This is a genomic window from Rhizobium sp. SYY.PMSO (assembly GCF_046840415.1).
Taxonomy (GTDB): Bacteria; Pseudomonadota; Alphaproteobacteria; order Rhizobiales; family Rhizobiaceae; genus Rhizobium.
On record NZ_CP177351.1, the window covers coordinates 335,616 to 360,108 of the forward strand.

Here is a 24,493-nt window from a genome sequence, read left to right on the forward strand (position 1 = left end):
GCCGCAGCGCCCCTCGATCTGTTTCCATCAGGGCAGCGCTCCGGCTTTCATCCGATGCGTTGTCTGTACGATATGAAGGGATGCCGCCCCGCAAGAACCAGAAAGGCCCGGGACATTCTGTCGAATGACCCGGGCCATGGATCGGCGGCGCTGCCGGGGCAATTCCGGCAACAGCGCCTGGCGGCTTTCCGTTCGGAATTGTGTACGAACAGAAGGATGCAGCGTGTTCGCGATTCGACGAAAAGCGGAAAGTCTCTAGTCCGCGAAGAAGGCGAAACGCACGATGAACAGGGCGGCGACGATTTGCGTCGCCAAATGCAGCGTCGACCAGCGACCGGTGAAAACCTTCAGGACGACATAGCTGATGAAGCCGAAGGCAAGGCCGTTGGCGATCGAATAGGTAAAGGGCATGGCAAGCGCGGTCAGCGCCGCCGGTGCTGCTTCGGTCAGGTCATCCCATTCGATTTCCGTCAGTTCGCGCATCATCAGGCCGGCGACATAGAGCAGGGCCGGCGCCGTCGCATAGGCCGGCACGGAGGCGGCGAGCGGCGAAATGAAGAGCGAAGCCAGGAAAAGCACGGCGATCGTGAATGCCGTCAGACCGGTACGGCCTCCAGCCTGAACGCCCGAGGCGCTCTCGACATAGGCCGTCGTGCTGCTGGTGCCCATCAGCGAGCCGGCGACGATGGCGGCACTGTCGGCGAGCAGGGCGCGGCTCAGGCGGTTCGGCTTCCCTTCCTCGATGAGTTTTGCGCGCTTGGCGACGCCGATCAGCGTTCCGGTGGCGTCGAAAACCTCCACAAGCACGAAGACGAGGATGATATGGACAAGGCCGCCATGCAGAGCGCCGACGATATCGAGCTGCAGGAAGGTCGGCATGATCGAGGGTGGGGCCGAGACGATGCCGTGGAATTCGCTGACGCCGAAGATCCAGGAGAGGACGGTGACGGCGAGAATGCCGATCAGGATCGAGCCCTTTACCTTCAATGCATCGAGAGCGGCGATGACGAAGAAGCCGAAGATCGCGAGAAGGGTGCCGGTCTGCCTCAGGTCGCCCAGTCCGATCAGCGTCGCCTTGTTGGCAACGACGACACCGGCGCTCTTGAGCGCGATGATGGCCAGAAACAGGCCGATACCGGCGGCGATCGCGCTGCGAAGCGAGTGTGGAATTCCAGCAATGAGCCAGCTGCGTACGCCTGTGACCGTCAGCAGGACGAAAATGCCGCCGGAAATGAAGACCGCGCCAAGCGCCTGCTGCCATGTGAAGCCGAGTGCCGCGACGACCGTGAAGGCGAAGAAGGCATTGAGCCCCATGCCGGGCGCCATCCCGATCGGCCAGTTGGCGACGAGGCCCATGATCATGGAGCCCAATGCGGCGGCAAGACAGGTGGCGACGAAGATCGCATTGCGGTCCATGCCTGTCGTCGACAGAATGTCCGGATTGACGAAGATGATATAGGACATCGTCAGAAACGTCGTCACGCCCGCGATGACTTCGGTGCGGACGGACGTGCCGTGCTCACTCAGTTTGAAAATTCGTTCAAGCATTGTTCCTCCCTAAGCGCTTCAGGCGCTCGTGACCTCATGGGGCTTGCCTGCATCTCCTCCGATGCGGGTTGCGGGAAGCGCCTGTAAACGCTTCGCAGCGAGGGGGGATTGTGCGCTTTTAAAGGCTTTGGGCGCTAGAGCCGGATTTCCCTGCAATTCGCGAAAGTCATTCTAGTTTTTCAGACCATGTCTGCGCGGCCGGAAGCTCGTTCCGGCTGGTCGTCCGCTGAAAATGGCCGAGGGGCCGGACGAGAATCGCCCGGCGTCACCGACGCGAAGAGCGATACCCACCATATCTATCGCGGCAAGGCGGCAAAGCCAACCTGTTTTCAGCGGAAAGATAAGATGGGATCGCGGGCGACGTTCGACCGCGATCCTGCTCGGATGGTGCTCCCTACGTCTTCGCAGGGAGTGTCAGTGCGGCCGATCAGGTTTTCGCGGCCTTTGCGAAGGTCGGATCGAACGTCTTGTCGAACGGCACATCGGCATTGGCGAGTTCCGGATCGAGCGTCTTCAGGACGCCCATCATGGAATCATAGCCTTCCTTCGTCACCATGCCGTCCGGGGAGTACATCTCCTTGGAGTTCTTGAAGGCCTGCATGTAGAGATCGCGGTTGCCGAGCAGGTATTCTTCCGGCACGACACCGGCGACATCTTCCGGGCTTGCGGTCGAAATCCATTTCAATGCCTTCATGAAGGCATTGACGGTCCGCTGCGTCGTGATCGGGTTCGCCGCGGCGAATTCGCGCTTGATATAGACCGTCGCGGCCGGGTTCGGGCCGCCGAACAGGGCGCGTGTGCCAGCCTCCGTGCGGGTGTCCAGAAGCACGGCGATATCGCCATCATATTGCAATTGCGCAATGACGGGATCGAGATGGGAGAGCCCGTCGATCTGTCCGCTCTTGACCGCGGCGACTGCCCCGGCGCCGCCGCCGACACCGATCAGCGACGCGTCGTCGACCTTGAGGCCGTTCTTCAGCATGGCATATTGGAACATCAGGGCCGTCGAAGAGCCGGGCGCCGTCACGCCGATCTTGCGCCCCTTCATATCCGCCATGGATTTGATCTCGCCGGCCAGATCCTTGCGCACGGCGATGACGATTCCCGGGAAGCGGCCGAGATTGCAGATCGCGACGATGTCCTGCCCCTTGTTCTGCATGCGGATCGTATGCTCGTAGGCGCCGGCCACGACATCGAGGGAGCCGCCGATCAGGCCTTCGAGCGACTTCGAGCCGCCGGCGAAGTCGTTGATGGTGACATTGAGACCTTCTTCCTTGAAGAAGCCTTTCCGCTCGGCGATCGTCAGCGGCAGATAATAGAGCAACGGCTTGCCGCCGACCCCGATCAACAGATCCGGCTTTTCCGGTTTCGCGTCCTGCGCCGCAGCCGGCAGAATTCCGGCGAGCGATGCGCCGATCCCGAAGCTTGCCGTTCCGATCAGAAATGTCCTGCGTTCCATGTTTTCCTCCTCCGCGTTGCTATTTTCTCTGCGTCACTGACCGCGCCAGGCCAGCAACCGCCGTTCGACAATCGTCATCAGCCAGTCCACGAGCAGGACGAAGGCCGTCAGCACGACCATGCCTGCGAAGACCCCCGTCACGTCAAAGACACCTTCGGCTTGCTGGATCAGATATCCCAGACCGGCGGCAGATCCCAGATACTCGCCCACGACAGCGCCGACCACCGCAAAGCCCACCGAGGTATGCAGGCTGGAAAATACCCAGGACAGGGCCGAGGGCAGGTAGACATGGCGCAGCAATTGCCGCTCGTTCATGCCCAGCATGCGGGCATTGGAAAGCACCGTCTGGCTGACTTCCTTGACGCCCTGATAGACATTGAAGAAGACGATGAAGAAGACGAGCGTGATGCCGAGCGCGACCTTCGACCAGATGCCGAGGCCGAACCAGAGTGCGAAGATCGGGGCCAGCACGACGCGGGGAAGCGCATTCGCCGCCTTCACGTAGGGATCGAACACGGCCGCGATCACCGGCCTTCGCGCGAACCAGAAACCGAAGACGATGCCGCCGAAGGCGCCGAGCAGAAAGGCCAGGATCGATTCCGACAGCGTAATCCAGAGATGATACCAGATCGATCCGCTTGCGAACCATTGCACGATGCGCTGCGCGACCTTCAGCGGGTCGGCAAAGAAGAAGGATATGGTCTTCGGATTGCCGAAAAGGCTGGTGTTCGTCGCCAGGTGCCAGAGCGCCAGGACGACCAGCGCCACCAGGATCTGCAGCAGAAGGAGGACTGAGCGATTCATGCGGTCTCTCCACTGCTCTGCCGATAGGCCGTCATGACTTCGTCCCGCAATGCTTGCCAGATATCCCGGTGCAGCTGGATGAACACGGGATCATGCCTGATCTCGGCGATATCGCGCGGGCGTTCCAGCGGCACCTTGAAGTCCCCTATGACGCGCGATTTCGGGCCTGCGGACATGATGACGACACGGTCGGCAAGGGCAATGGCTTCGTCGAGGTCGTGCGTGACGAACATCACGGCCTTGCGGTCTTCGGACCAGAGCTTCAGCAGCAGATCGCCCATGATCAGGCGGGTCTGCGCATCGAGCGGCCCGAAGGGCTCGTCCATCAAAAGCAGCTTGGGGTCGCGGATCAGAACCTGGGCGAGGCCGACGCGCTTGCGCTGGCCACCCGACAGCATGCGCGGAAAGCGGTCCGCGAAGGCGGCAAGGCCAACGCGCCCCAGCCATTCGCGCGCTCTCTTCCGTGCCTCGACGGCGCCCACGCCCGCGATCTCCAGCCCGATCGCGACATTCTCCAGCACCGTCTTCCAGGGCATCAGCGAATCCTGCTGGAAGAGATAGCCTGCCTGGCGATTGATTGATTTCAGCGGCTGGCCGAAGACGTCGACCGTGCCCGATGCGGGTGTCAAAAGGCCCGCGGTCGCATTGAGAAGAGTGGATTTGCCGCATCCCGTCGGGCCGACGATCGCCACGAACTCATGCGCCCCCACATCCAGATCGGTAGCCGAAACGGCGTCGAACCGCGTTTTCCCGGCAATTTCAAACGAAATCGCCACCTGTTTCAGGCTGACCGCCTGCACAGCCTCCATCATCATGCCCTGCTGTCCCTCCCGGACATCCCAATCCTGCTGGGTGTCAGGTATTGTCATATCCGGTCAACAGATCAAAGCAGGACGTCCCAGTCAATATGCGATCGCCATGTCACGGGGAGAGAGCAGCAATGAAAACCCGGCTGTGGCAGCCGGGTTTCGAGGGGTTTTTCCGGTTCACGCCACGCGCCGCTCATGGCGGCCTTCCCGGATCTCTTCGACGATCTTGTCGACGAAGGCTGGAAGGTCGTCGGGAGACCGGGACGTGATGATGCCCTGATCCGTCACCACCATCTCGTCTTGCCATGTCGCGCCGGCATTTTCGACGTCGGTCCTGATCGACCGATAGGAGGTTGCCTGACGGCCGCGCAGCGCGTCGGCCTCGATCAGAAGCCAGGGCGCATGGCAGATGGCGGCGACGATTTTGCCGGAGCTCAAAAATTCTCGGACGACGCGCATGGCATCGCCATCGATGCGCAATTTGTCGGGGTTGATCTGGCCGCCCGGCAGCACCAGCGCATCGAATTGACCGACATCGACGTCTTTTGCCAGCAGGTCGACGCCAACGCTGTCGCCCCAGTCGGTCTTGTCCCAACTCTTTATGCTGTTCTCCTTGATGGAGGCAATTTTCACGTTGGCGCCGCGCTTTCGCAGTTCGTCGAGGGGGACACGGAGCTCGGACCGCTCATAGCCGTCGGTGGAAAGGATGAGAATATGAGCTGAATCGATGGAAGGCATGATCTGTCCTTTCGTTCTTTCGTTGATCCGGATACCCGTCCAAACCGAGGCGACGGCCGATCGTTCCCGGGTTTCTCGTGGAACCGCCGCCGGGTTGCGCGGTTATGGCGAGGCGACGAGGAGAGAACGGATGGAACAGGCGATCAGGCTCGAACCGCGTGACTGGGTTCCCAACAACCGGAATTTCCCGGTTGTCGTCTATCGCGCCGTGCTCGATATGCCGGCGCGGGCGGAAGAGTTCGAACGGCTTTTCCGGGCCAACGGATGGGGCGGGATCTGGCGCAATGGCGTCTATCCCTTTCATCATTATCATTCCACGGCTCATGAGATACTGGGAATAGCCGAGGGACGGGCGACACTGTTGATTGGCGGGCCAGGCGGCAAGGAGATTCATGTCGAAGCCGGCGATGCCCTGCTGTTGCCGGCCGGAACCGGGCATTGCAGGCTCGAGGCCAGTGGGGATTTTCTCGTGATCGGCGGCTATCCGCCGGGCCAGGAAGCCGATCTCTGCCGCAACATGCCGTCGGCCGAGCAGAAGGCGCGGATCGAGCAGCTCGGCGTGCCGACGACGGATCCGTTAAGGGGAAAGGCCGGCGGGCTTCGGTCCTTGTGGCATGCGAGGACGTAGAGCCATGCCTTGGAAAGGATGCCGCGGCTTTCCGTCCGGGACCGCGTAAAGCGAGGGAATGGACCGTTGGCGTCTCATGGGATCGCCAAGCCGCCTTCACAGGATCGGGTCCCGGTGTCCGGGCATTGGACCTGCTCGATGGGCGGACCGAGCCTTACCAAAGGCCCGGCAGCAACCGAAACCGCACGCGTCGGGAATATTCGACATAGCCTTCGAGTTCGTCGCGCAGCAGCGCGTCCTCCCAGCGCGTGCGCAGGATCAGCAAGGCGGTCGCCCAGCCGGCCGGCAGCAGAGCCCACCACGATGCCAGCGACAATGCCAACCCGAGAAACACCATGATGGCGCTGACATAGCCTGGATGGCGCACGAATGCGTAGGGGCCGTTGCTGACGACGTGCTGCCCGCGCTCGCGCTGCAGGCGCACGCCGGGTTCGAAGAAGCGATTGATCGCCTGCGCCCACGTCGCAAGCGCGATACCGGCGGCAAGCAGCACATAGCCCAGGGTCATCACAGGCATTGGCACCGCCGACCATGACATTCTGCCGGCGTCCAGGGTTGCGACCGGTATTTCGGTTACCATGCCGAGGCACATGAGGGAAACCAGAATGAGGTCCCAGCGCTTGGTGCCGGTTTGAAAGCGGCTGCGTGCCCTGAAGATCCCGGGGTTTACGCGCCTCAGAACGAGGAGCGACGCTCCGTAGGCGAGGGCGAGAAAGGCGACGAAGATCCATCCGGGCGGCCAGTCAAGACGACCGGCCGGCAGGAAAACGAGCGCGAGCAAGGCCAGCGGCAAGCCGATCGCATAGGATATGGCGGCGCTGCGCGACATGGGTTCTGGTTCGGTGACGGTCATCCGTTCTGCTCCTTGCAAGGCGACCAGGCCGCACACAGAACATTCGAGGACGCCGGTCGATGATGTCGATGCCCGCGCGGGACTATATCGCTCAAACAAGGCGACGGTGCGCCGATGGTTCGGAAACCGCGAAATTCATATCGGATATCGGCTGTTGGCCGTGCGATCTACCGGCTCAAGGGCTATCGCCGGGCGCCGGCCATGAGACCGGTGACTTCATCCCATGTCGGCATGGCCTGTCCGGCGCCCTTGCGGGTAACGGCAACCGCGCCGAAGGCGTTGGCAAGGCGGCAGCAATCGGCGCCGCCGAGTCCGGCGATGCGTCCATGGATGTGGCCGGCGGCAAAGGCATCGCCCGCGCCGACGGTGTCCACCACATCGACGGGAAACCACGGCGCGCTTTCTTCGATATCGATCTGATGAAGCAGCGAGACCGTGCCGCGACCCTTGATCGCCACCCGTTTGACGCCTGCGTCCAGCAGGGCGGCGATCAGGCTGTTATGATCCGTGTGTTCCGGCCGGTTCAGAAGCCGGGCGAGATCGCTGTCGGCAAGCAGGATCGTGTCGAGCTTGGACAGGAGAGATCGCACCTTTTCCCCCAGCGCGCTCACCACGCCGCTCGGAATGTCGAGCGTGACCGGAATGGCGTTGCGGACGGCAATGTCGATCGCGCGCAGCGCCGCCCCTGCCTGCCGGGGCTGCAACAGCGCATAGCCCGAGAGGTGCAGGAGTGCCGCATCGGCAAATGCGGTCTCATCGATCATCTCCGCCGACAATTGCGCGTTGGCGCCACGATAGGCAAACATGGTCCGCTCGCCCGTCGCGCCGACGGCGACAACGTTCAGCTGGGTCGGTTCGGTCGCATCCCGGCCGATCCAGTGCGTCGCAACGCCCGCTGCCTGCAATTGCGACAGCGCCTGACTGCCCCATGCATCCTGCCCGACCCGCCCCAGCAGGCGGCATTCATGCCCGGCGCGGGCAAGCGCGATTGCCGTATTCGTCGCCGACCCGCCGATCGCCACCGTTTGAGCGGTGGCGATCGCTTCCCCGCCCTCGGCGGGATAGTCGGGGATATCGAGCACCAGATCGATATTGATATCGCCGAGCAGGACGATGACGGCCATTCTCATGCGCCTCAGAGATCGGTATGCATCTGCTCGATGGCCTGATCGACGTCGGCAATGATATCGTCGATGTGTTCGATGCCGACGGAGAAGCGGACGAGGCCGTCGACCACGCCCATCGCCTCGCGCTCCTGGCTTGGAATATCGAGAAACGCCATGGTGGCGGGAACCTGGGTGGTCGTGCGCAATCCGCCGAGGCTGGCTGCGAAGGAGCACAGTTTCAGCCGCTTGAGCAGGCGCACGCCGGCCGCCTCGCTATCCACCTGGAAGGACAGCATTGCGCCGCCGCCGCGCAGCTGTTCGCTGGCCGATTCGTAGTTCGGATGCGAGGGCAGGCCGGGATAGAAGACGCGCTTGACGCGCGGATGCGCCTCCAGGTGCCTGGCGAGCGCCAGCGCATTGGCGCACTGCTTTTCAAGGCGCAGCGCCAGGGTCTGCGCACCGCGCAGGAGTAGCCAGGCATTGAAGGGCGAAAGCGGTGCGCCGAGTTTGTTGAGCGTGTTCCAGCGCACATCCTCCAGCCAGTCCGCCGGCAGGATATCGGATTTCTGGGTAATGACGCCGCCGACGGCGTCGTTATGGCCGCCGATGAACTTGGTGGCGCTTTCGACCACGACGTCGACGCCGAAATCGTGCGGGCGGCAGACGGCCGGCGAGGCGAAAGTGTTGTCGCAGATGACGACGATGCCACGGCTATGGGCAAGTTCCACCAGCTTGCGCAGCGGCGGAACCTTCATCGTCGGGTTGGCGATCGCCTCGACGTAAAGCACCTTCGTCTGATCGGTGAAGGCATTCTCGACGGCGCGCACATCGGTGCAATCCACAAGGCTGACCTTCAGGCCGAAGTCCTGGGCGCGGTGGTCGAAGAATTCATGCGTGCTGGAATAGGTCGTCAGATCCGCGACGATATGATCGCCGGCTTTCAGAATGCCGAACAGGGCGTGCGAGATTGCCGCCATGCCGGAAGCCGTGGCGAGGCAGGCCGTGCCGCCGGTCAGGCCCGCAATATGCTCTTCGAGCTTGTATTCGGTCGGGTTGCCGCAGCGGGAATAGATGTTCACGTCCTTGCGCGCGCCGTCCACGATCTGGTCGTAGATATCGCCGGCGTACTGGAAGTTGGCCGACATGTAGATCGGATAGCTGATCGATTGCGAATGTTCTTCCGGCTCGTAGAACACGGCGCGGCTGGCGAAATCGAGATCTTTGGAAGACATGGCATTTCTCCTGGAAAATAAGACCCGTGGGTCATTCTTTCACGGCGCCTCCGATGAGCGCGGCCGTGATCTGACGTTCGAAGAAGATGAAAAGGATGAGAGGCGCCACCGCGGCGAGCAGGATCGCTGCCAGCATCACGGGGTAGTTGGTGATGTGCTCGCCGACGAAGTCGGTGAGGCCGACGGGCAGGGTCTTGCGTGCGGGATTGTTGATGAAGACCATCGGAAAAAGGAAATCGTTCCAGACCCAGATCATGTTGACGATGCCGACCGTGAACATGGCGGGGCGGGCGATCGGCAGGGCGATCTTCTGAAAGATGCGCCATTCGGATGCGCCGTCGACACGGCTGGCGTCGAAAAGCTCTCGCGGCAGCGTGTTGAAGAAGGCCTGCATGATGAAGATCGACACCGGTATATTGAAGGCCGCGGTCGGCAGGATGACGCCGAGATGCGTGTCCAGCAGCCCGACGCTTCGCAGCATGACCACCAGCGGCACCAGCGCCACATAGGCAGGGATCGCCATCGCCGCCGTCAGCGAAAGCTCCAGCGCCGGCATCCAGCGCGGACGATAGATCGCCAGCGCGTAGCCGGCCAGCGTCGAGAGGAAAACCGTTATCAGCGTCGAGCCCGCCATGATGATCAGCGAGTTGAGCGCATAGCCGCCCAGCGCGCCGCCGCTCCAGGCACCGACATAGGCATCGAAATTCAGGCTGGTCGGAAGCGACCAGACAGAGCGCATGAATTCCTTGTTGGTCTTGAACGTGCTGTAGATCATCCAGATGAAGGGGAAGATCACCAGCAGCACATGCAGCGTCAGGACCACAAGGACGATCGTGCTCGTCAGGCTCCAGCGGCGAACGACGGTCGTCATGCCTCACCCCTGCGCTTGAGAAACCGGAAGATGATCCAGGCGGCCAGCGCCGTCAGCACCATCTGCACGAAGCCGATCGTGGCCGCATAACCCATCTGGAAGCTGCTGAAGCCCACTTTATAGAGGTAGGTGGAAACCACTTCGCTGGCATGGCTCGGACCGCCATTGGTCAATACGAACACGAGGGAGAAGGTCTTGAGCGAGCCGATGATCGCAAGCAGCGAATTGGCGCGAACGGCATCCCAGACCATGGGGATGGTGATGGAGAAAAACTTGCGGAAGTCGCCGGCGCCGTCGATCTCGGCAGCCTCGTAGACGCTTTCCGGCACGCTGCGCACCGCCGAGGTGAACAACAGAACGTAGAGCCCGAGATAGGTAAAGCTCATGACCACGACCACGGCCAGGAAGGCGGTATCGGATTCGCCCAGCCAGCCGCGCTTCAGGCTATCCAGTCCGGCGAGTTTCAAGGCGGCGTTCACCAGGCCGAAATAGGGATTGTACATGAACCGCCAGAGGAGGCCGATGCAGATCTCGCTCACCATGACCGGCACGAGATAGAGAAACAGGAAGATCCGGCTGAAGGCGGGGATGATGCGGACCAGGCAGTAAGCGATCGCCAGCGCCAGAAACACCTGGAAGACAATGGCCGACAGGGCGACGAGCAGATTGCGCCCGAGCGACGCCCAGAAGACGGAATCGGCTGCGAGACGCAATATATTGCCGGCGCCGACGAAGATGGGCGCGGAGGCGCCGTCCCACTGGAACAGCGTCAGCCAGCCGGCATAGGCAACCGGATAGGCGACGAAGACGCAAACGAACAAGAGAGCTGGCGAAAGGAACAGAAGTGCCGCCCGATTGTATCTTTTTGCTAGGCCGTCAGTGCTCATGATCCCGCCGGTTCTCTGAACTTTCATCAGGCCGCCGCACGGGGTCGGCGGCCTTGTCGTCGTTTCATGTCCCGGGCGTTATTTGCCGGCTTTCAGCGCGTCTTCCAGACGCTTGGCGGCATCGGCCGGAGCGACGGAGCCATCCAGAACGCCCTGCAGGGCGCTGTAGTAGGTGTTGGTCGCGGCCGGCGGCATGGCCGTATCGTAGAAGGAATCGAGATGACCGGCGGCGCTGACCAGGCCGTTGCTGATGCCGTAAAGCACAGGGCCGGCCGCGGCTTCGGTGGTGGCGCCCTTGACTGTCACCATCGTCTTGCGAAGCTCCACATACTTGGTCATCACCTCCGGCGAGGTGAGGAACTTCAGGAGCGTCACGGCGTCCGCCTTATCTTCGGCCTTCTGCGAGATGCCGAAGGAGGCGGCAACGCCGGCAAGAACGTCGGACTGGTCGCCCGCGCCGCCCTGAACCGTCGGGAAGGAGAAGAAGCCGAGATCGAAACCTTCAGGCGCGTCGGCGGAAGCGCCGATCTGCCATGTGCCGTTCAGCATCATCGCGGCCTGACCGTTCAGGAACAGCATGTTGGCTTCCTGGTCGCTCATGCCGTTGAAACCGGTGGGGAAATAGTCCTTCTTGGCGATGTCGGCGACCTTTTCGAAGGCCTTCTCGCCTTCCGGCCCGAACGTTGCCTTGGCGTCGCCATTGACGAAGGAGGCGACGACGCCCGAACCTTTGAGGCGCATTTCGAGATACTGGAACCAGAACGTGGCCGGCCAGGAATCCTTGTTGCCGAGCGCGAAAGGAACGGTGCCGTCGGCCTTGATCTTTTCGGCCAGCGCCATCAGCTCGTCGTAGGTCTTGGGAACCGTCCAGCCCTTTTCGGCAAACAGCGCTTTGTTGTACCAGAAGACGACGGAATCGACATCGATCGGCACGGCATAGGTATGACCATCCTTGCTCGTCTGCGCGATGGCGCTTTCGAGGAAGCTCTGGCGCCAGCCGTCCTTGGCGAGGTCCTGATCCAGTGCGTACATCTGCCCGCCTTTGACGAAGGCGTTCAGGAAGCCGCCGGGCAGGGTGTAGAATACATCCGGAGGATTGCCGGACGCCATTGCCGTGTTCAGCTTGGTCTTGTAGGCCGATTGCTCCGCAGCCACCACGTCCAGCTTGATGTCAGGATGCTTCTTGGCGAATTCGCCCAGCGCAAAGTTGATGAAATCGACCTTGTCCTGCTGCCCCGCATAAGCATGCCAGAAGGTCAGTTGGCCGGCCATCGCCGGAAATGCTGCAAGCGCCAGGGCCGCGCCTATCAGAAGACGTTTGAGCTTCACGGTATCCTCCCCATCCTCTTCGAGAAGTGTTCGCAGCCCCTCAGCTGCATCGTGCAGTGATGCCACAACAAAAATGTATTGTCTATAGTGACACCACAACATCACCATGCTAGCTTTCCGGTCGACAGCGTCCGCCAGGGAAAGAACCACCATGACCGTTGACCTGCGTGGTCCAGTGAACCCAGCCAGCAGCCGGCTGCGAAGCGTTCTGCCGAAATTGTCCGAGTCGGAGCGGCGTGTGGCGTTGTGGGTCCTGGAAAATGTCGACGCCACCATTCGCAATTCGATGTCGGCCATCGCCCAGGCGACGGATGTCAGCGATACGACCGTGCTGCGCATGTGCCGCACGGCCGGCTTCGAAGGATTTACCGATCTTAAGCTGGCGCTGGCGCAGGAGCCGCGCGACAGGCGCAGCGAAGCTGGCAACGAGCCGCATGCCAGCGATCTTCAGACGGCCGTTCGCCTGTTTCGCGCGGTCGCCCAGGCTATCAGCGATACTCAAAGTGTCCTGCACGAAGCGACGCTCGCCAAGGCGCTCGACCTGATGGCCGGTGCGCGCCATATCCTTGTCGGCGGCGTCGGCGGTTCCGGCATTGTCGCGCAGGCGCTCTATCAGCGCTGCATCCGTCTCGGGCTGCGGTGCGACGCGCCCATCGATTCACAATTGCAGATCATGCATTCGGCACTTACCGGGCCGGAAGACCTCGTCGTCGTCATTTCCTATTCCGGCATTACCAGCGATCCCGTGCTGATGCTTCAGGAGGCCCGCTCCCGGGGAGCGGCGACACTCTGTATTACCGGCAACAGCGCCTCGCCGCTCGCGCGGCTCGCCGATGTCGTTCTCGTCAGCGTTTCTCATGAGCAGGGCAGCGAGCCGATGGCGGCTCAGATCGCCCAGATGGCGCTTATCGATGCCCTCTATTCCGCCCTCGTCGCACGCAATGCCGAGCGGGCTCAGCTTACCGAGGAACGCATGGTCAACGCCATTCTTCCCAAATCGATCTAGCCATTGAAGCAGGTACTTCCGTGAAAGTTCAAATCTATACGATGCAGACCGTCTCCGAAGCCTTGGCAGCAGCTGCTGCGGGCGTGGATTATCTCGGCGTGACGCCGTCCAACCGGGGTCTGCCGGGCGAAATCAGCTTCGAGACGGCGCGGGAAATCGTCGATGCGCTGAAAGGCAAGGCTCAGCGCGTGGCATTGTCCGTCGAAAGCGATCTCGGCCTCATCGCCGACATGGTCGGCTCCGTGCGTCCGGACGTGCTGCATCTGTGCGGGGATATCAAGCTGGTGACGCCGCAGCATGTGCGCCAGTTGCGCGAGCGTCTGCTGCCGCTTTATCCCGGGCTGCAGATTTTGCAGGCCATTCCCATGACCGGACCGGAAGCGCTGGATCATGCCGCCGCTTTCGAACCTTATTCGGACTCCTTCATCCTCGATTCGGTCGCAGCCCATATCGATGGCATCGGCGCCGCCGGCGTGACGCACGATTGGTCGCTGAGCCGCGAAATCGTCAAGCGCAGCAAGCTGCCTGTCATTCTGGCGGGAGGGCTCGGACCGGACAACGTCCAGGCCGCCATCGCTGCCGTTCAGCCATGGGCCGTGGATTCGCTGACGCATACCAACAAGCCGCTGCCCGATGGCGGCTTTCGCAAGGATATCGACAAGATCGCCGCCTTCGTAAGAGCCGCCAAGGCCATCTGAGCGAAGCCGGGCGGGCATGAGCAAGGGGCGGCGCGGAAGCGTCGCCCCGTTTTCGTGCCGACGCGGCGTCAGGCTGCCCCCATCCGCATCTGCACGGTGGCATCCGTGCGCATCAGCGATTCGGCCGCCTCCATGATCGCGTGCGTGTCGATGCCGAAATGGGCATAGAGATCGGCGATCGTGCCGGTCTGGCCGAAGTGCTCGACGCCGAGCGACACGGTCCTGTGACCGTGAACGGAGCCGAGCCAGCCGAGCGTTGCGGGGTGTCCGTCGGTCACGGTGATCAGGTTTGCGGTGCGTGAAACGGCGGCGAGCAGCGTTTCCGCATGGCTGGAGGCGGAGACGTGGCCGTGTCGGCGCGCGCGCTGGGCTGCCGTCCAGCCGGCATTCAGCCGGTCGGCCGAGGTGACTGCCAGCACGGCGATATCGCCGTGCGCTTCGGCGAGCTGCCCGGCCGCCATCAGCACTTCCGGCGCGACGCAGCCCTGATAGGCAAGCACGATGCGCGTGCGCGCAGACGGCTGGCGCAGCCAGTAGGCGCCATCGATCACGCCCTGCCGGAAGACAGAATCCTGCCGTCTTATGGCGATCTGCTCCAATGGCCGGGTCGTCAGGCGCAGATAGACGGATCCGCCCGTCTCGTCGCGCAGCCATGTGCGCTCGTCGTGCTTTGCCTCGCCGTCACGCTGCATGTAGTCGAACGCCCAATCCATGATGACGGACAGTTCGTCGAGGAAGGCCGGCTCGAAGCTCGCAAGCCCATCCTGGCTCATGCCGATAAGCTGTGACCCGATCGACTGGTGCGCGCCGCCTTCCGGCGCCAGCGTCACGCCCGAAGGCGTGCCGACGATCATGAAACGCGCATCCTGGTAGCAGGCATAGTTCAGGGCATCGAGGCCGCGGGCGACGAAGGGATCGTAGACGGTGCCGATCGGCAGCAGGCGTTCCCCGAACAGCGAATGGGAGAGGCCGGCGGCGCCCAATAGCAGGAACAGGTTCATCTCGGCGATGCCGAGTTCGAGATGCTGGCCGCCCGGCCCGAATTCCCATTTCTGCGCCGATGGCACGCGCTCGTCGCGGAAGGTGTCGGCCAATTGCGCGCGCGCGAAAAGGCCGCGGCGATTGACCCATGGGCCGAGATTGGTCGAGACGGTGACATCCGGCGCCGTCGTGACAATACGTGCCGAGAGATCGTCGTCCCGCTGGGCGAGCGCATCGAGGATCTTGCCGAAGCCCGCCTGCGTCGACAGCTCGCGGTCGTCGAGGAAGACGGGGCCGGAGGAAGGCAGGGCGGGAGCCTTGAACCGGCGTCTGCCCTCGGCAAAGAACGGCACGGTCGCAAGGAAGCGGCGCACCGGCTCAGGGGAAGGGATCGCGCCGAATATCTCCCATTCCTGGCCCGCCTTGACGCCGATGCGGCTTTGGAAAGCCTCCATCTGCGCCTTGGTCATCAGCCCGGCATGGTTGTCCTTGTGGCCGGCAAGCGGCGTGCCCCAGCCCTTGATCGTGTAGGCAAGGAAGACCGTCGGCCGGTCGTGGTCGATGCTTTCGAAGGTGTGGATCAGCGTCTCGAGGCAATGGCCGCCTAGATTGTTCATGAGGTCGGAGAGCTGATCATCGCTGCGCGCGGCCAGCAGATCGGCAACACCCGGTTCCGTGCCGATTTCGTCGGTCAGCCGCTTGCGCCAGGCGGTGCCACCCTGGAAGGTCAGCGCCGAATAGAGCTGGTTCGGACAACGATCGATCCAGCCGCGCAAAGCGTCGCCGCCCGGCTCCTGGAAGGCGGCCTCTTGAAGCACGCCGTATTTCATCACCTTCACGTCCCAGCCAAAGGCCGTGAATATGCCTTCGATGCGCTGCCACAACCCCTCGCGCACGACGCCGTCGAGACTCTGCCTGTTATAGTCGATCACCCACCAGGTATTGCGCAGATCGTGCTTCCAGCCTTCCTGCAGGCATTCGTAGATATTGCCCTCATCCAGCTCCGCGTCGCCGACCAGCGCGACCATGCGCCCGGCCGGCCGCGTTTTGGACCACGGCTTTGCACTGATATAGTCCTGCACGATAGAGGCAAAGGCAGTGATGGCGACGCCGAGGCCGACGGAGCCGGTGGAAAAGTCGACGTCATCGATATCCTTGGTGCGGCTCGGATAGGATTGCGCGCCGCCGAAGCCGCGAAAATTCTCCAGCTTCTCCCGCGTCTGGTTGCCCATCAGATATTGGATGCCGTGAAAAACCGGCGAGGCGTGCGGCTTGACGGCGATGCGGTCTTCCGGCCGCAGGACATGGTAATAGAGCGCGGTCATGATCGAGGCGAGCGATGCCGAAGAGGCTTGATGGCCGCCGACCTTGACCTCTCCCTTCGCCCGCAAATGGTTGGCATTGTGGATCATCCAGCATGCATGCCAAAGGACCTGTCGCTCCAGATTCTTCAGGCATGCCAGCGTTGCTGGTGTTATGGCCGGCGCAGTCATCGTGGTCTTTCTCCTCCAGGGCAGTTTTGCGAAATGCTACACCTGAATTCGAGATTAAACTGGTCTCAGTTGACCCGGATTTGAGAAAATGCGAAATCTTCTTTCGAAAAATCTTCTCTTGTCGGTCAATTATGCCTGTTTTCAGATCATCCCTCGATACCGCTTCCATCCGCATCCTCGACCTCCTGCAGCAGAATGCCGAAATGAGCATTTCGGACCTGGCCGAAGCGACCGGCCTTTCGGCGTCTCCCTGCTGGCGGCGGGTCAACGAACTCAAGGAAAGCGGCCTCATCAAGGGTTCCGTGGCGCTGGTCGACGCGCAATCGCTCGGGCTTGCCGTTAACGTCTTCGTGCAGGTCTCACTCAAGCAGCAGGACCGGGAATCGCTCGATGTCTTCAACGCCGCGATCCGGACGAAACCGGAAATCGTCGAATGCTATCTGATGACGGGTGAAGCCGATTACATGCTCAGAGTGGTGGTCGAGGATCTGATGAAGTTTCAGGCGCTGGTCGTCGATTTCCTCACCCGTATTCCGGGCGTCGCCAACATCCGCTCCAGTTTCGCGCTCAGCCAGATCAAATACACCACGGCGCTGCCGACCGACCATTTGAAGTCGAGAACTTAAAGGCCGTCATGTTGGAAGGGCAGGCCGCATGACGCGGCTGCGTATCCGTCAGCCCAGCGCGCAGGCAAGGGCGCAATAAGTCGGCTCCTCGGCCGGTGCGGCAAGCCGGACGACCGATACGGCGATCGCTGGCAGTCGCGAGCCAGCGTCAAGGCGAACGGTTGCGCCGTTTATGCGGACGCAATCCAGATGCTTCGCCAGATCCGGTTCGTCCAGCCCGTCGAAAATACCGCGGCCACTGATCTTCAATACAGCTTCCTTGGCAACCCAGAGACGATAGCAGGTATCCAGTGCCGGAACGATATCAAGTCCGGCAATGGCCGCCGCCTCGCCTGGCGAGAAGTGATCGGCGGCAAAGGCGATCGGGTCGAAACCGCGATCGTCTCCGATCTCGATATCGACGCCGATTGCCTTGTCTGGCGAGAAGCCCGCCAGCAGCAGATCGGCGCGGTGCGAAAGGGAAACGCCCAGTTCATGATAGGGAGGCTTCAGCGCCGGCCGGGCACTCGGCCGGCGGTAGATGAGCAGATCGTCCCGTTGCGTCGCACCTCTCAGCGCGGCCTGCGCCGCTTGGTCGCGCTCTTCGCGTCCGCCCGGAGCCGGGCGAACGAGGACGGCCATCGCATCCGCAACCTTCAGAACCACCTCGAAGCGAGGAGTCATCACGGCAGCACTCATGCGGCTGCGGACGGCAAGGCTTCCTTCCGAACCGCTGGCGCAGGTTCCTGCTCGGCTTGAACGGCCTGAGCGGGCGTGCCGACCCATGATGTTCCCTGCGGAATGGCCTCGCCCTTCATGACCAGCGTCAGCAGCCCGATCTCGGCGAAATCGCCGACATTGGCCTCGTAGAGGACGGTGCTGCCGGAGCCGACGGATACGCCTTGGCCGATCTCGATGCGGCCCACCTTCATGATGCGGTCCTCATAGAGATGGGTTTGCGGGCAGGACCCCATGTTGAGGACGGCATGATCGCCGATATGGGTGCAGTCGAACTCGCAGATATCGGTGCTGTTGATCCATGTGCCTCGGCCGATATGGGCGCCGAAGGGACGCAGAAGCCAAGGCAGGAAGGGCGTGCCGCGCAGATAGTCGAGCAGCATCTTGCTGGCGAGCCCGCCGTAGAAGACCGCGACGGCCTCGGTGCGCATCGCCCACCAGGACCACATCGGCCGGTTCATGGGCTTGTAGGTGCCGATCAGGGTCCATTTGAAGGCGACGGCGACCAGATAGAGGATGCCGGAGGTCGCCAGGCCGGATGCCATCAGTGTCCAGAACAATGTGCCCCAGGCGCGGTCGTCGATCGCATCCGCCAGCATGTCCGACATGGCAAGCGCCATGACGATCAGGATCGCCGTCGGCAGAGAGGTGTGCATCGCCTCGAACAGGATGCGGACGAGGCGCATGCGCAATGGCGGCGCATAGGTCGCGGTGGCTGCGGCCTGCAGCCTTTCGCGCGTCGGGAACTGGAAGGCCGGGCTGCCGCACCAGGTTTCGCCCGCCTTGACATGCAGGGAGTCGGGCAGGCGCGTCTTGATGCCGACCAGCGAATCGCTCTCGATCACCGCGCCCTGCGAGATGACGGAGGAATTGCCGAAGAAGCAGCGGTCCCCGGTTTTCAGGCGCTTGAGCACCATCCAGCCGTTCTGGATTTCCTCGTCGCCGAAAATGGTCTCGTCGCCGATGAAGTTGTCGCGGCCCATTTCGATGAGGTCGTAGCGGCCGGCGAAGTTTGCGGAGATTTCTGTGCCCTTGCCGATCTTTGCGCCCATCAGGCGATACCAGTTGCGCATGAAGACGGTGGCGTAGAGCGAGTTCAGCGTCTCCAGCATCGCTTCGGTCGTCAGGCCGACGACCCATTTGCGGAAATAGAGATTGCCGAAGATGGAGTAGCGACCGGGCACGACGCGCGGCAACAGCACCCATCGCAGCGCCACGACCACCGCCATGGATACGACGATCAGCAGCAGCGCGGCCGGCCAGGAAAGCGCGGCGATCATACCCCAGGACAGGGACTCGTCGGTGCCCGGCGAGACCATCTGCTGGACGGCCGAGAACAGGAAGAACGCCGGGAAGATCGGCAGCAGGCCGACGACAAGGCTGAGATTGTAGGCGACGAAATAGGCGGCGAACTGGAACGCACGGCCGACGGCTCCCAGCTCGGGATGCGCCGGCATGGCTTCGCGTTCGGCAGGACCCGTCAGGCGAGCGGGCGAGCCGTCCCATTGGGTATGGGCTTCGACCTTGGTGCCGGCGGCAAGCGCCGTCAGGTCGCCGATGACCGCGCCGTCGCCGATGCTGACATTATGGCCGATGACGCAACCATTGCCGATCTGCACGCCTTCGCCGATGTCGATCGTGCCGACATGGATCTCGTTGCCGATGACTTCGACATTGGCGAGCTTCAGCTTGACGCCGAGGCTGGATCTTGCGCCGACGCGCACCAGATCGATTGCGCCTTCCTCGAATTCGTCGATCATCGCGTCCTTGCCGACCTTGGCGCCGAGGGCGCGCATGTAGACGCGAATGAGCGGCGAGCCCTTGAGGAATTTCGGAGCGGTGAGCTGAACGATGCGCTGCATCAGCCAGATGCGGAAGTAATAGGTGCCCCACAGCGGATAGACGCCGGGACGCGTGCGGCCGATGACGAGCCATTTGAGGGCTACGACCATCAGCTTCTCGCCCAGATTGAGGCCGAGATAGACGCCGCCGAGGACAAGGACTTCGTTCCAGACCGATGCGCCGTCACCGATCAGCAGGATCGAGGCCAGCAGCAGGCCGATCCATTGCAGGGTCGCAAGCGCCACGATGAAGGGCAATACCACGGCCTGGGCCAGACCGCAGAAGAAGCGCCGGCGCCAGGGAGCCGGCTCGAAATTCCTGCGCTCCTGCCCGGAGGCGCGCTCGGTCCGCTGCTCCAGGAGTGCCGCGATACCCCGCAGGGTGCGGCCGGCATAGACGTCACGCAGGGCGATGCCCGCCAGCAGCGGGATCTTCCGGACTTCGGATACGAAGCGGGCCGCCAGCATGGAATGGCCGCCGAGCTCGGTGAAGAAATCGGCTTCGAAATTGATGGAGCGCAGGCGAAGCGCCTCGGTCGCCGCCTTCAGCAGCTGTGCTTCGGTCCATGTGCGGGGCGGCTCCTGCGCCTGGGCCGATTGATCGGTTGCCAGCGGAATCGCGGCGAGTGTCTTGCGATCTATCTTGCCGGAAGGCAGCCGCGGCAACGACACATGGCTGTGCCAGGCGGCGGGCACCATGTAGGGCGGCAGCTTGGCAGCCAGAACGGCGCGCGCCTTTTCGCGATCGAAATTGTTGCCCGTCGTCACGATATGCGCGACCAGCATGTCCTCGCCGTCCGGCGGGCGATGCACGACCACGGAGGCCGCCTTGACCTCCGGAAGCTCGCCGACGACCGTTTCGATTTCGCCGAGCTCGATGCGATAGCCGCGTATCTTGACCTGATCGTCGATGCGCCCGAGGAAATGAAGCTGGCCTTCCTCATCCATCAGGACGGCGTCGCCGCTGCGGTAAAGCACAGGGTCGCCATTGGCGACGAAGGGATTGGCGACGAATTTGGCGGCGGTGAGCTGCGGCAGATTCCGGTATCCGGCAGCCACGCCCGGCCCGCCGATCAGCAGTTCGCCGGTGTCGCCTCGCGCAACCAGCTGCTGGTTTTCATCGACAACATAGGCGGTTGTGTTGGCGATCGGGCGGCCGATCGTGATCGGTCGCGAGGGATCGAGTTCGGCATAGGTGGCGACCACCGTGGTTTCCGTGGGGCCGTAGGTATTGATCAGGCGCCGGCCGGGCTTGCAGAAACGGCTGACGATTGCCGGAGGGCATGCCTCACCGCCGACGATGATGACGCGCAGGCTGTCGACGTCGCGCTCCAGCATGGTGAGCAGCGTCGGGACGGTGTCGATGACCGTGATCTTTTCCGCTTCCAGGACATCGGCAAGCCTGTCGAGTTCCGCCATCACGGCCGAGGTCGCGACCTTCAGGGTTGCGCCGACCAGATAGGGAACGAATATTTCCTCGAGCGAAAGATCGAAGGCAACGGAGGCCTGCTGAAGAACGACGTCCGATTCGACGAGGCCCAGAACGTCGTTGCCTGCCCGCAGATAGTGGCAGATGTTCCGGTGCGTGATGACGATCCCTTTCGGCTTGCCCGTGGAGCCGGAGGTGTAGATCGCGTAGGCGGGATCGTTGCTGCCCGCGGCACGCGGAACAACATCCGAACCGTCCTCGGCAAGCAGGGATTCGAGGAGAAGAGTCTGGCCGTCGAATGCAGGCGCAAGAGCCGCCTTTTCGTCATGTGTCAGCAACCATCTCGCACCGCAATCGGCTAGGCTCACCGCGACGCGGTCGGCAGGGGCCGCGGCATCGAAGGGGATGTAGGCGGCGCCGGCCTTGAGGATGGCGAGAAGCGCGACGTGGAGATCGAGGGAGCGCTGGAACCACAGGCCGACAAAGTCGCCGGGGCCGATGCCGCGGCGACTCAGCGCGTGCGCCGCTTCGTCGGACAACCGGTCCAGCTCGGCATAGCTCATCGCCTGGTCGGTTCCGATCAGGGCAAGGGCCGTCTTGTCGGGGCTGCGGGCGACCGTCGCCCTGAATATGTCCACGAGGGTTTCGTTGCGAACGAACTCGGGCCGTATGCCGCCTGAAAATACGGAGAGGCTGGCATTTGAGATAATCGACGAAATCTGGATAGTCATGGTAACTTCTGCGAAACGAAATTCGGCACAATCAGCGTGCCATCTCTCAACGCTTATACACCTTTCAATTTGCAGCTCTCTTACGGGGGTTGTCAGGGAACTGTAATGTTGAGAAAGTTATGGTTGGGCCGAGGCGCAACACGGCCCGCGTGCAATCTCGAAAGAAGGATGAACATCGTTGCACATATTCGGGCAAAGAGCCGGTCGGCCCCGCCGGCTGTCCGTTCTCCTGGTGGCGGCTTTGCTGAGCTGCATAGGCATGGACGCATCGGCCCGTTCGCATAGCAGCGTCCTGGTGGAGGATTCCGGCCCGCTGCGGCCGCTGCGCGACATCTATGCAGTCGTCGCGCGCGAAATGCCGGGAAGGGTACTGCGAATCAAGCGGGTTCGCCGGGCCGGACGCCAGGCTTACGCCGTGCGCGTGCTGAAAGCCGACGGCAAGCGCGGCGATATCGTGCTCGATGGTGTTTCGCTCGCCGTGATCGAGAGACGCTGACGATGCGCATTCTGATTGCCGAGGACGAGCCCAGTATCGTGGCGGATATGCGCCGCTGCCTGGAGGATCAGCATTATGTCGTCTCGACGGTCAGCAACGGCGAAGAGGCGTGGTATCGCGGAGACATCGAGCATTTCGACCTGGTGATTCTCGATCTCGGACTTCCGAAGCTCGATGGGCTGACGGTGCTGCGGCGCTGGCGCGCCGAACGGCGCGGCATGCCGGTGATCATCCTGACGGCCAGGGACGGCTGGCGCGACAAGGTCGACGGCATGGACGCCGGCGCGGACGATTACCTCACAAAGCCCTTTCGCATGGAGGAGCTTCTGGCGCGCGTGCGCGCCCTGATGCGCCGTGCGACCGGGCAATCGTCACCGATATTGTCCAATGGCGTTCTCGAGCTCGATACCCGTCAGCGCACGGTGTCGTTTCGCGGCCAGCCGGTTCAGGTCACGGCGCTCGAATACCGGCTTCTCGCCTATCTGCTGCACAATGCCGGCACGGTCCTGTCGCGCTCGCAGATCGCCGACAGCATCTATGACGAGGAGACGGAGCTTCTGTCGAATGCGCTCGAGGTCGTCGTCGCGCGCCTGCGGCGCAAATTCGACGGAACCGTCATCGAGACGCGCCGCGGCCAGGGCTATGTCATTCCGCGCGAGGCGCCGCCCTCATGACACCGTTCTCGTTGCGGGGACGGCTGCTGCTCGGTTCCGTGGTGGCGATCATCGTCGCGACCTTTCTTGCCGGTGTCGGCATCAACGCCATCTCGGGGCTGGCCGTCCGGGCGCTCGCGCTCTCCGAGATAGACGAGGAATTGCGCGTCCTGCTGGCCGCCGTCGATATCAATTCATCCAACCAGCTCTTTCTCGACGATACGCCGACCGATCCCCGCTTCGGCATCCCGAATGGCGGTTTCTACTGGCAGATCGGGCGAAACGGCAATGTCGAACTGCGCTCGCAATCGCTCTGGGAGCAGAACCTGCCATGGCTGCGTTCCCGCTCCCGCCCTCGCGACGCCGACAGGGCGACGGATATGAAGGGGCCGAACGGCAGCCATCTTCTCGCTGTCGAACGATCGATCTCGATCCCTTCGGCGTCAGGCGATCAGATCGTCGATATCGTGATGGCGCTCGACAATAGCGAGCTGGCGCCGGCGCGCTGGCGCTTCTTTTATGCCATGGCGCCCTCGCTCGGCGTGCTCTCGGTCGCCCTCATCGCGGCCGTCATGGCGTTTCTGCGCTACGGTTTGCGGCCGCTGAACGATCTTCGCACGGCCTTGATGGCCGTGCAGGAGCGCTCCGCGCGCAAGATCACCGGCCAGTTTCCGCGCGAAGTCCAGCCTCTCGTGGACGACCTCAACGGCCTTCTGGCGTCGCGCGAGACGCAATTGACCCAGGCCCGCGCCCGCGCCGGCGATCTGGCCCATGGCCTCAAGACGCCGCTGGCCGCGCTCGAGGCGACGGCGCGCATCCTTTCGGAAGAGGGGATGTCGGAACGGGCGGCGGCGATCCAGACGGAAGTCAGCCGCATGGAGGCGCAGATCAAGCGAACGCTGGCGCAAACCCGCGCAAGCCTGGCGGCCGCCCATACGGTGGGTGTCCTGAACGCCAGCGCCGATCTGCAGAAGATCATCTCGGTCATGCGCCGCCTGTCGGTCGAGCGCGAGATCGAGTTCGATCTTGTCGCGCCGGGCGAAATGTGGCTGGCGATCGACGAAGCCGATTTCGCGGACATTACCGGCAACCTGATCGACAATGCCAGGAAGTGGGCGGCGGGCAGGGTCAAGGTCTGCCTTTCGCTCCTGCCCGAGCACGAAGGCGTGGAACTGCTTATCGAAGACGATGGTCCCGGTTTGCCGGAGGACGCGGAGATCGCCTTCATCCGCCGCGGCAGGCGGCTTGACGAAAGCGTCGCCGGCACCGGTTTCGGGCTCGCCATCGCGAAGGATCTGGTGGAGGCCTATGACGGAAAGCTGACACTCGCCCGCTCCGGCCTCGGCGGCTTGTCGGTGACGGTCAGTCTGCCGATGCGGCTGATCAAGGACAGGCAGGCGGCGCTGGAGGAGTAGGGCGATCCCAGGAAAAGCGGAAGGGCTCTAAAATACGATGCCGAAACGTATAAGAGGCCGGCATCGTGCCCTGTTTTTTGCCTCCGGAGCCGCGTCGGTGCCCGCTCGCCACCTTGCTTTCGCATAAATGGCGGGCGGAACGG

At 62.8% G+C, this 24,493-nt stretch carries 21 protein-coding genes; 7 read left to right on the forward strand and 14 right to left on the reverse strand.

The window, feature by feature from the left end; translation table 11 throughout:
* Positions 1–255: 255 nt before the first annotated feature.
* From ACJJVH_RS28335 to ACJJVH_RS28355, 5 genes are all read right to left on the reverse strand, one after another.
* A complete protein-coding gene (locus ACJJVH_RS28335; protein ID WP_112795184.1) occupies positions 256–1,548 on the reverse strand; it encodes an NCS2 family permease in 1,293 nt (430 codons plus the stop codon).
* Between the two features lie 427 nt (positions 1,549–1,975).
* Positions 1,976–3,007 carry an ABC transporter substrate-binding protein gene (locus tag ACJJVH_RS28340; protein ID WP_112795185.1) on the reverse strand — a complete coding sequence of 344 codons (1,032 nt, stop codon included), beginning with the start codon at positions 3,005–3,007 and terminating at the stop codon, positions 1,976–1,978.
* A gap of 33 nt (positions 3,008–3,040) precedes the next feature.
* The gene (locus ACJJVH_RS28345; protein ID WP_112795186.1) at positions 3,041–3,811 is read right to left on the reverse strand and encodes an ABC transporter permease; all 771 of its coding nucleotides are present in this window, start codon (positions 3,809–3,811) and stop codon (positions 3,041–3,043) included.
* Positions 3,808–4,626: an ABC transporter ATP-binding protein gene (locus tag ACJJVH_RS28350; RefSeq protein ID WP_112795187.1), complete on the reverse strand. Its 819-nt coding sequence runs from the start codon at positions 4,624–4,626 to the stop codon at positions 3,808–3,810. Before ACJJVH_RS28350 ends, ACJJVH_RS28345 begins: the two co-directional genes overlap by 4 nt.
* A 171-nt stretch (positions 4,627–4,797) precedes the next feature.
* Positions 4,798–5,358 carry a type 1 glutamine amidotransferase domain-containing protein gene (locus ACJJVH_RS28355; protein ID WP_412066766.1) on the reverse strand — a complete coding sequence of 187 codons (561 nt, stop codon included), beginning with the start codon at positions 5,356–5,358 and terminating at the stop codon, positions 4,798–4,800.
* 130 nt (positions 5,359–5,488) lie between these two features.
* On the opposite strand from ACJJVH_RS28355, the gene ACJJVH_RS28360 reads away from it, so the two are divergent.
* A complete protein-coding gene (locus ACJJVH_RS28360) occupies positions 5,489–5,986 on the forward strand; it encodes a cupin domain-containing protein (protein ID WP_113399769.1) in 498 nt (165 codons plus the stop codon).
* Between the two features lie 154 nt (positions 5,987–6,140).
* Here ACJJVH_RS28360 and ACJJVH_RS28365 read toward each other — a convergent pair whose 3' ends face one another.
* The 6 genes from ACJJVH_RS28365 to ACJJVH_RS28390 all read right to left on the reverse strand — a co-directional run bounded on the left by ACJJVH_RS28365 (position 6,141) and on the right by ACJJVH_RS28390 (position 12,264).
* The gene (locus tag ACJJVH_RS28365) at positions 6,141–6,839 is read right to left on the reverse strand and encodes a methyltransferase family protein (protein WP_412066767.1); all 699 of its coding nucleotides are present in this window, start codon (positions 6,837–6,839) and stop codon (positions 6,141–6,143) included.
* A gap of 182 nt (positions 6,840–7,021) precedes the next feature.
* Positions 7,022–7,963 carry a carbohydrate kinase family protein gene (locus ACJJVH_RS28370; RefSeq protein ID WP_112795190.1) on the reverse strand — a complete coding sequence of 314 codons (942 nt, stop codon included), beginning with the start codon at positions 7,961–7,963 and terminating at the stop codon, positions 7,022–7,024.
* A gap of 11 nt (positions 7,964–7,974) precedes the next feature.
* Positions 7,975–9,177, reverse strand: coding sequence for an aminotransferase class I/II-fold pyridoxal phosphate-dependent enzyme (locus tag ACJJVH_RS28375; RefSeq protein WP_113358507.1), 1,203 nt, complete (start codon positions 9,175–9,177; stop codon positions 7,975–7,977).
* Positions 9,178–9,208: 31 nt separating this feature from the next.
* Complete coding sequence (locus ACJJVH_RS28380; protein WP_112795192.1) at positions 9,209–10,048, reverse strand: carbohydrate ABC transporter permease; 840 nt, start codon at positions 10,046–10,048, stop codon at positions 9,209–9,211.
* Positions 10,045–10,935 (reverse strand): carbohydrate ABC transporter permease, encoded by an 891-nt coding sequence (locus tag ACJJVH_RS28385; RefSeq protein WP_112795193.1) that lies wholly within the window; start codon positions 10,933–10,935, stop codon positions 10,045–10,047. Before ACJJVH_RS28385 ends, ACJJVH_RS28380 begins: the two co-directional genes overlap by 4 nt.
* A gap of 78 nt (positions 10,936–11,013) precedes the next feature.
* Positions 11,014–12,264, reverse strand: coding sequence for an ABC transporter substrate-binding protein (locus tag ACJJVH_RS28390; RefSeq protein WP_412066768.1), 1,251 nt, complete (start codon positions 12,262–12,264; stop codon positions 11,014–11,016).
* Between the two features lie 151 nt (positions 12,265–12,415).
* Between ACJJVH_RS28390 and ACJJVH_RS28395 the strand changes: the two genes are divergently transcribed.
* Positions 12,416–13,270 carry a MurR/RpiR family transcriptional regulator gene (locus ACJJVH_RS28395; protein WP_112795194.1) on the forward strand — a complete coding sequence of 285 codons (855 nt, stop codon included), beginning with the start codon at positions 12,416–12,418 and terminating at the stop codon, positions 13,268–13,270.
* A 20-nt stretch (positions 13,271–13,290) separates the two neighbouring features.
* Complete coding sequence (locus ACJJVH_RS28400) at positions 13,291–13,968, forward strand: phosphoribosylanthranilate isomerase (protein ID WP_162751723.1); 678 nt, start codon at positions 13,291–13,293, stop codon at positions 13,966–13,968.
* A gap of 68 nt (positions 13,969–14,036) precedes the next feature.
* Here the strand turns inward: ACJJVH_RS28400 and ACJJVH_RS28405 are convergent, their stop codons facing one another.
* Positions 14,037–16,442: a transketolase-like TK C-terminal-containing protein gene (locus tag ACJJVH_RS28405; protein ID WP_412066769.1), complete on the reverse strand. Its 2,406-nt coding sequence runs from the start codon at positions 16,440–16,442 to the stop codon at positions 14,037–14,039.
* Between the two features lie 131 nt (positions 16,443–16,573).
* On the opposite strand from ACJJVH_RS28405, the gene ACJJVH_RS28410 reads away from it, so the two are divergent.
* Positions 16,574–17,068 (forward strand): Lrp/AsnC family transcriptional regulator, encoded by a 495-nt coding sequence (locus ACJJVH_RS28410; protein ID WP_412066770.1) that lies wholly within the window; start codon positions 16,574–16,576, stop codon positions 17,066–17,068.
* A 48-nt stretch (positions 17,069–17,116) separates the two neighbouring features.
* Here the strand turns inward: ACJJVH_RS28410 and ACJJVH_RS28415 are convergent, their stop codons facing one another.
* Complete coding sequence (locus ACJJVH_RS28415; protein ID WP_412066939.1) at positions 17,117–17,731, reverse strand: 4'-phosphopantetheinyl transferase family protein; 615 nt, start codon at positions 17,729–17,731, stop codon at positions 17,117–17,119.
* An 11-nt stretch (positions 17,732–17,742) separates the two neighbouring features.
* Entirely contained in the window at positions 17,743–21,786 is a 4,044-nt protein-coding gene (locus tag ACJJVH_RS28420; RefSeq protein ID WP_412066771.1) for a Pls/PosA family non-ribosomal peptide synthetase, read from the reverse strand.
* A gap of 259 nt (positions 21,787–22,045) precedes the next feature.
* On the opposite strand from ACJJVH_RS28420, the gene ACJJVH_RS28425 reads away from it, so the two are divergent.
* The 3 genes from ACJJVH_RS28425 to ACJJVH_RS28435 are packed head-to-tail and all read left to right on the forward strand — an operon-like array spanning position 22,046 to position 24,350.
* Positions 22,046–22,282 (forward strand): hypothetical protein, encoded by a 237-nt coding sequence (locus tag ACJJVH_RS28425; protein ID WP_112795199.1) that lies wholly within the window; start codon positions 22,046–22,048, stop codon positions 22,280–22,282.
* A 2-nt stretch (positions 22,283–22,284) separates the two neighbouring features.
* Positions 22,285–22,956: a response regulator transcription factor gene (locus ACJJVH_RS28430; RefSeq protein WP_112795200.1), complete on the forward strand. Its 672-nt coding sequence runs from the start codon at positions 22,285–22,287 to the stop codon at positions 22,954–22,956.
* Complete coding sequence (locus tag ACJJVH_RS28435; protein WP_113358502.1) at positions 22,953–24,350, forward strand: sensor histidine kinase; 1,398 nt, start codon at positions 22,953–22,955, stop codon at positions 24,348–24,350. The genes ACJJVH_RS28430 and ACJJVH_RS28435 overlap by 4 nt, the downstream gene beginning before the upstream one ends.
* Positions 24,351–24,493 lie beyond the last annotated feature (143 nt).

What these genes read in the sequence shown, in the direction of transcription:
- ACJJVH_RS28335 (WP_112795184.1), bottom strand. Translation starts at nt 1,548, where the DNA reads ATGCTTGAACGAATTTTCAAACTGAGTGAGCACGGCACGTCCGTCCGC.
- ACJJVH_RS28340 (WP_112795185.1), bottom strand. Translation starts at nt 3,007, where the DNA reads ATGGAACGCAGGACATTTCTGATCGGAACGGCAAGCTTCGGGATCGGC.
- ACJJVH_RS28345 (WP_112795186.1), bottom strand. Translation starts at nt 3,811, where the DNA reads ATGAATCGCTCAGTCCTCCTTCTGCTGCAGATCCTGGTGGCGCTGGTC.
- ACJJVH_RS28350 (WP_112795187.1), bottom strand. Translation starts at nt 4,626, where the DNA reads ATGATGATGGAGGCTGTGCAGGCGGTCAGCCTGAAACAGGTGGCGATT.
- ACJJVH_RS28355 (WP_412066766.1), bottom strand. Translation starts at nt 5,358, where the DNA reads ATGCCTTCCATCGATTCAGCTCATATTCTCATCCTTTCCACCGACGGC.
- ACJJVH_RS28360 (WP_113399769.1), top strand. Translation starts at nt 5,489, where the DNA reads ATGGAACAGGCGATCAGGCTCGAACCGCGTGACTGGGTTCCCAACAAC.
- ACJJVH_RS28365 (WP_412066767.1), bottom strand. Translation starts at nt 6,839, where the DNA reads ATGACCGTCACCGAACCAGAACCCATGTCGCGCAGCGCCGCCATATCC.
- ACJJVH_RS28370 (WP_112795190.1), bottom strand. Translation starts at nt 7,963, where the DNA reads ATGGCCGTCATCGTCCTGCTCGGCGATATCAATATCGATCTGGTGCTC.
- ACJJVH_RS28375 (WP_113358507.1), bottom strand. Translation starts at nt 9,177, where the DNA reads ATGTCTTCCAAAGATCTCGATTTCGCCAGCCGCGCCGTGTTCTACGAG.
- ACJJVH_RS28380 (WP_112795192.1), bottom strand. Translation starts at nt 10,048, where the DNA reads ATGACGACCGTCGTTCGCCGCTGGAGCCTGACGAGCACGATCGTCCTT.
- ACJJVH_RS28385 (WP_112795193.1), bottom strand. Translation starts at nt 10,935, where the DNA reads ATGAGCACTGACGGCCTAGCAAAAAGATACAATCGGGCGGCACTTCTG.
- ACJJVH_RS28395 (WP_112795194.1), top strand. Translation starts at nt 12,416, where the DNA reads ATGACCGTTGACCTGCGTGGTCCAGTGAACCCAGCCAGCAGCCGGCTG.
- ACJJVH_RS28405 (WP_412066769.1), bottom strand. Translation starts at nt 16,442, where the DNA reads ATGACTGCGCCGGCCATAACACCAGCAACGCTGGCATGCCTGAAGAAT.
- ACJJVH_RS28410 (WP_412066770.1), top strand. Translation starts at nt 16,574, where the DNA reads ATGCCTGTTTTCAGATCATCCCTCGATACCGCTTCCATCCGCATCCTC.
- ACJJVH_RS28415 (WP_412066939.1), bottom strand. Translation starts at nt 17,731, where the DNA reads ATGACTCCTCGCTTCGAGGTGGTTCTGAAGGTTGCGGATGCGATGGCC.
- ACJJVH_RS28420 (WP_412066771.1), bottom strand. Translation starts at nt 21,786, where the DNA reads ATGACTATCCAGATTTCGTCGATTATCTCAAATGCCAGCCTCTCCGTA.
- ACJJVH_RS28425 (WP_112795199.1), top strand. Translation starts at nt 22,046, where the DNA reads ATGGACGCATCGGCCCGTTCGCATAGCAGCGTCCTGGTGGAGGATTCC.
- ACJJVH_RS28430 (WP_112795200.1), top strand. Translation starts at nt 22,285, where the DNA reads ATGCGCATTCTGATTGCCGAGGACGAGCCCAGTATCGTGGCGGATATG.
- ACJJVH_RS28435 (WP_113358502.1), top strand. Translation starts at nt 22,953, where the DNA reads ATGACACCGTTCTCGTTGCGGGGACGGCTGCTGCTCGGTTCCGTGGTG.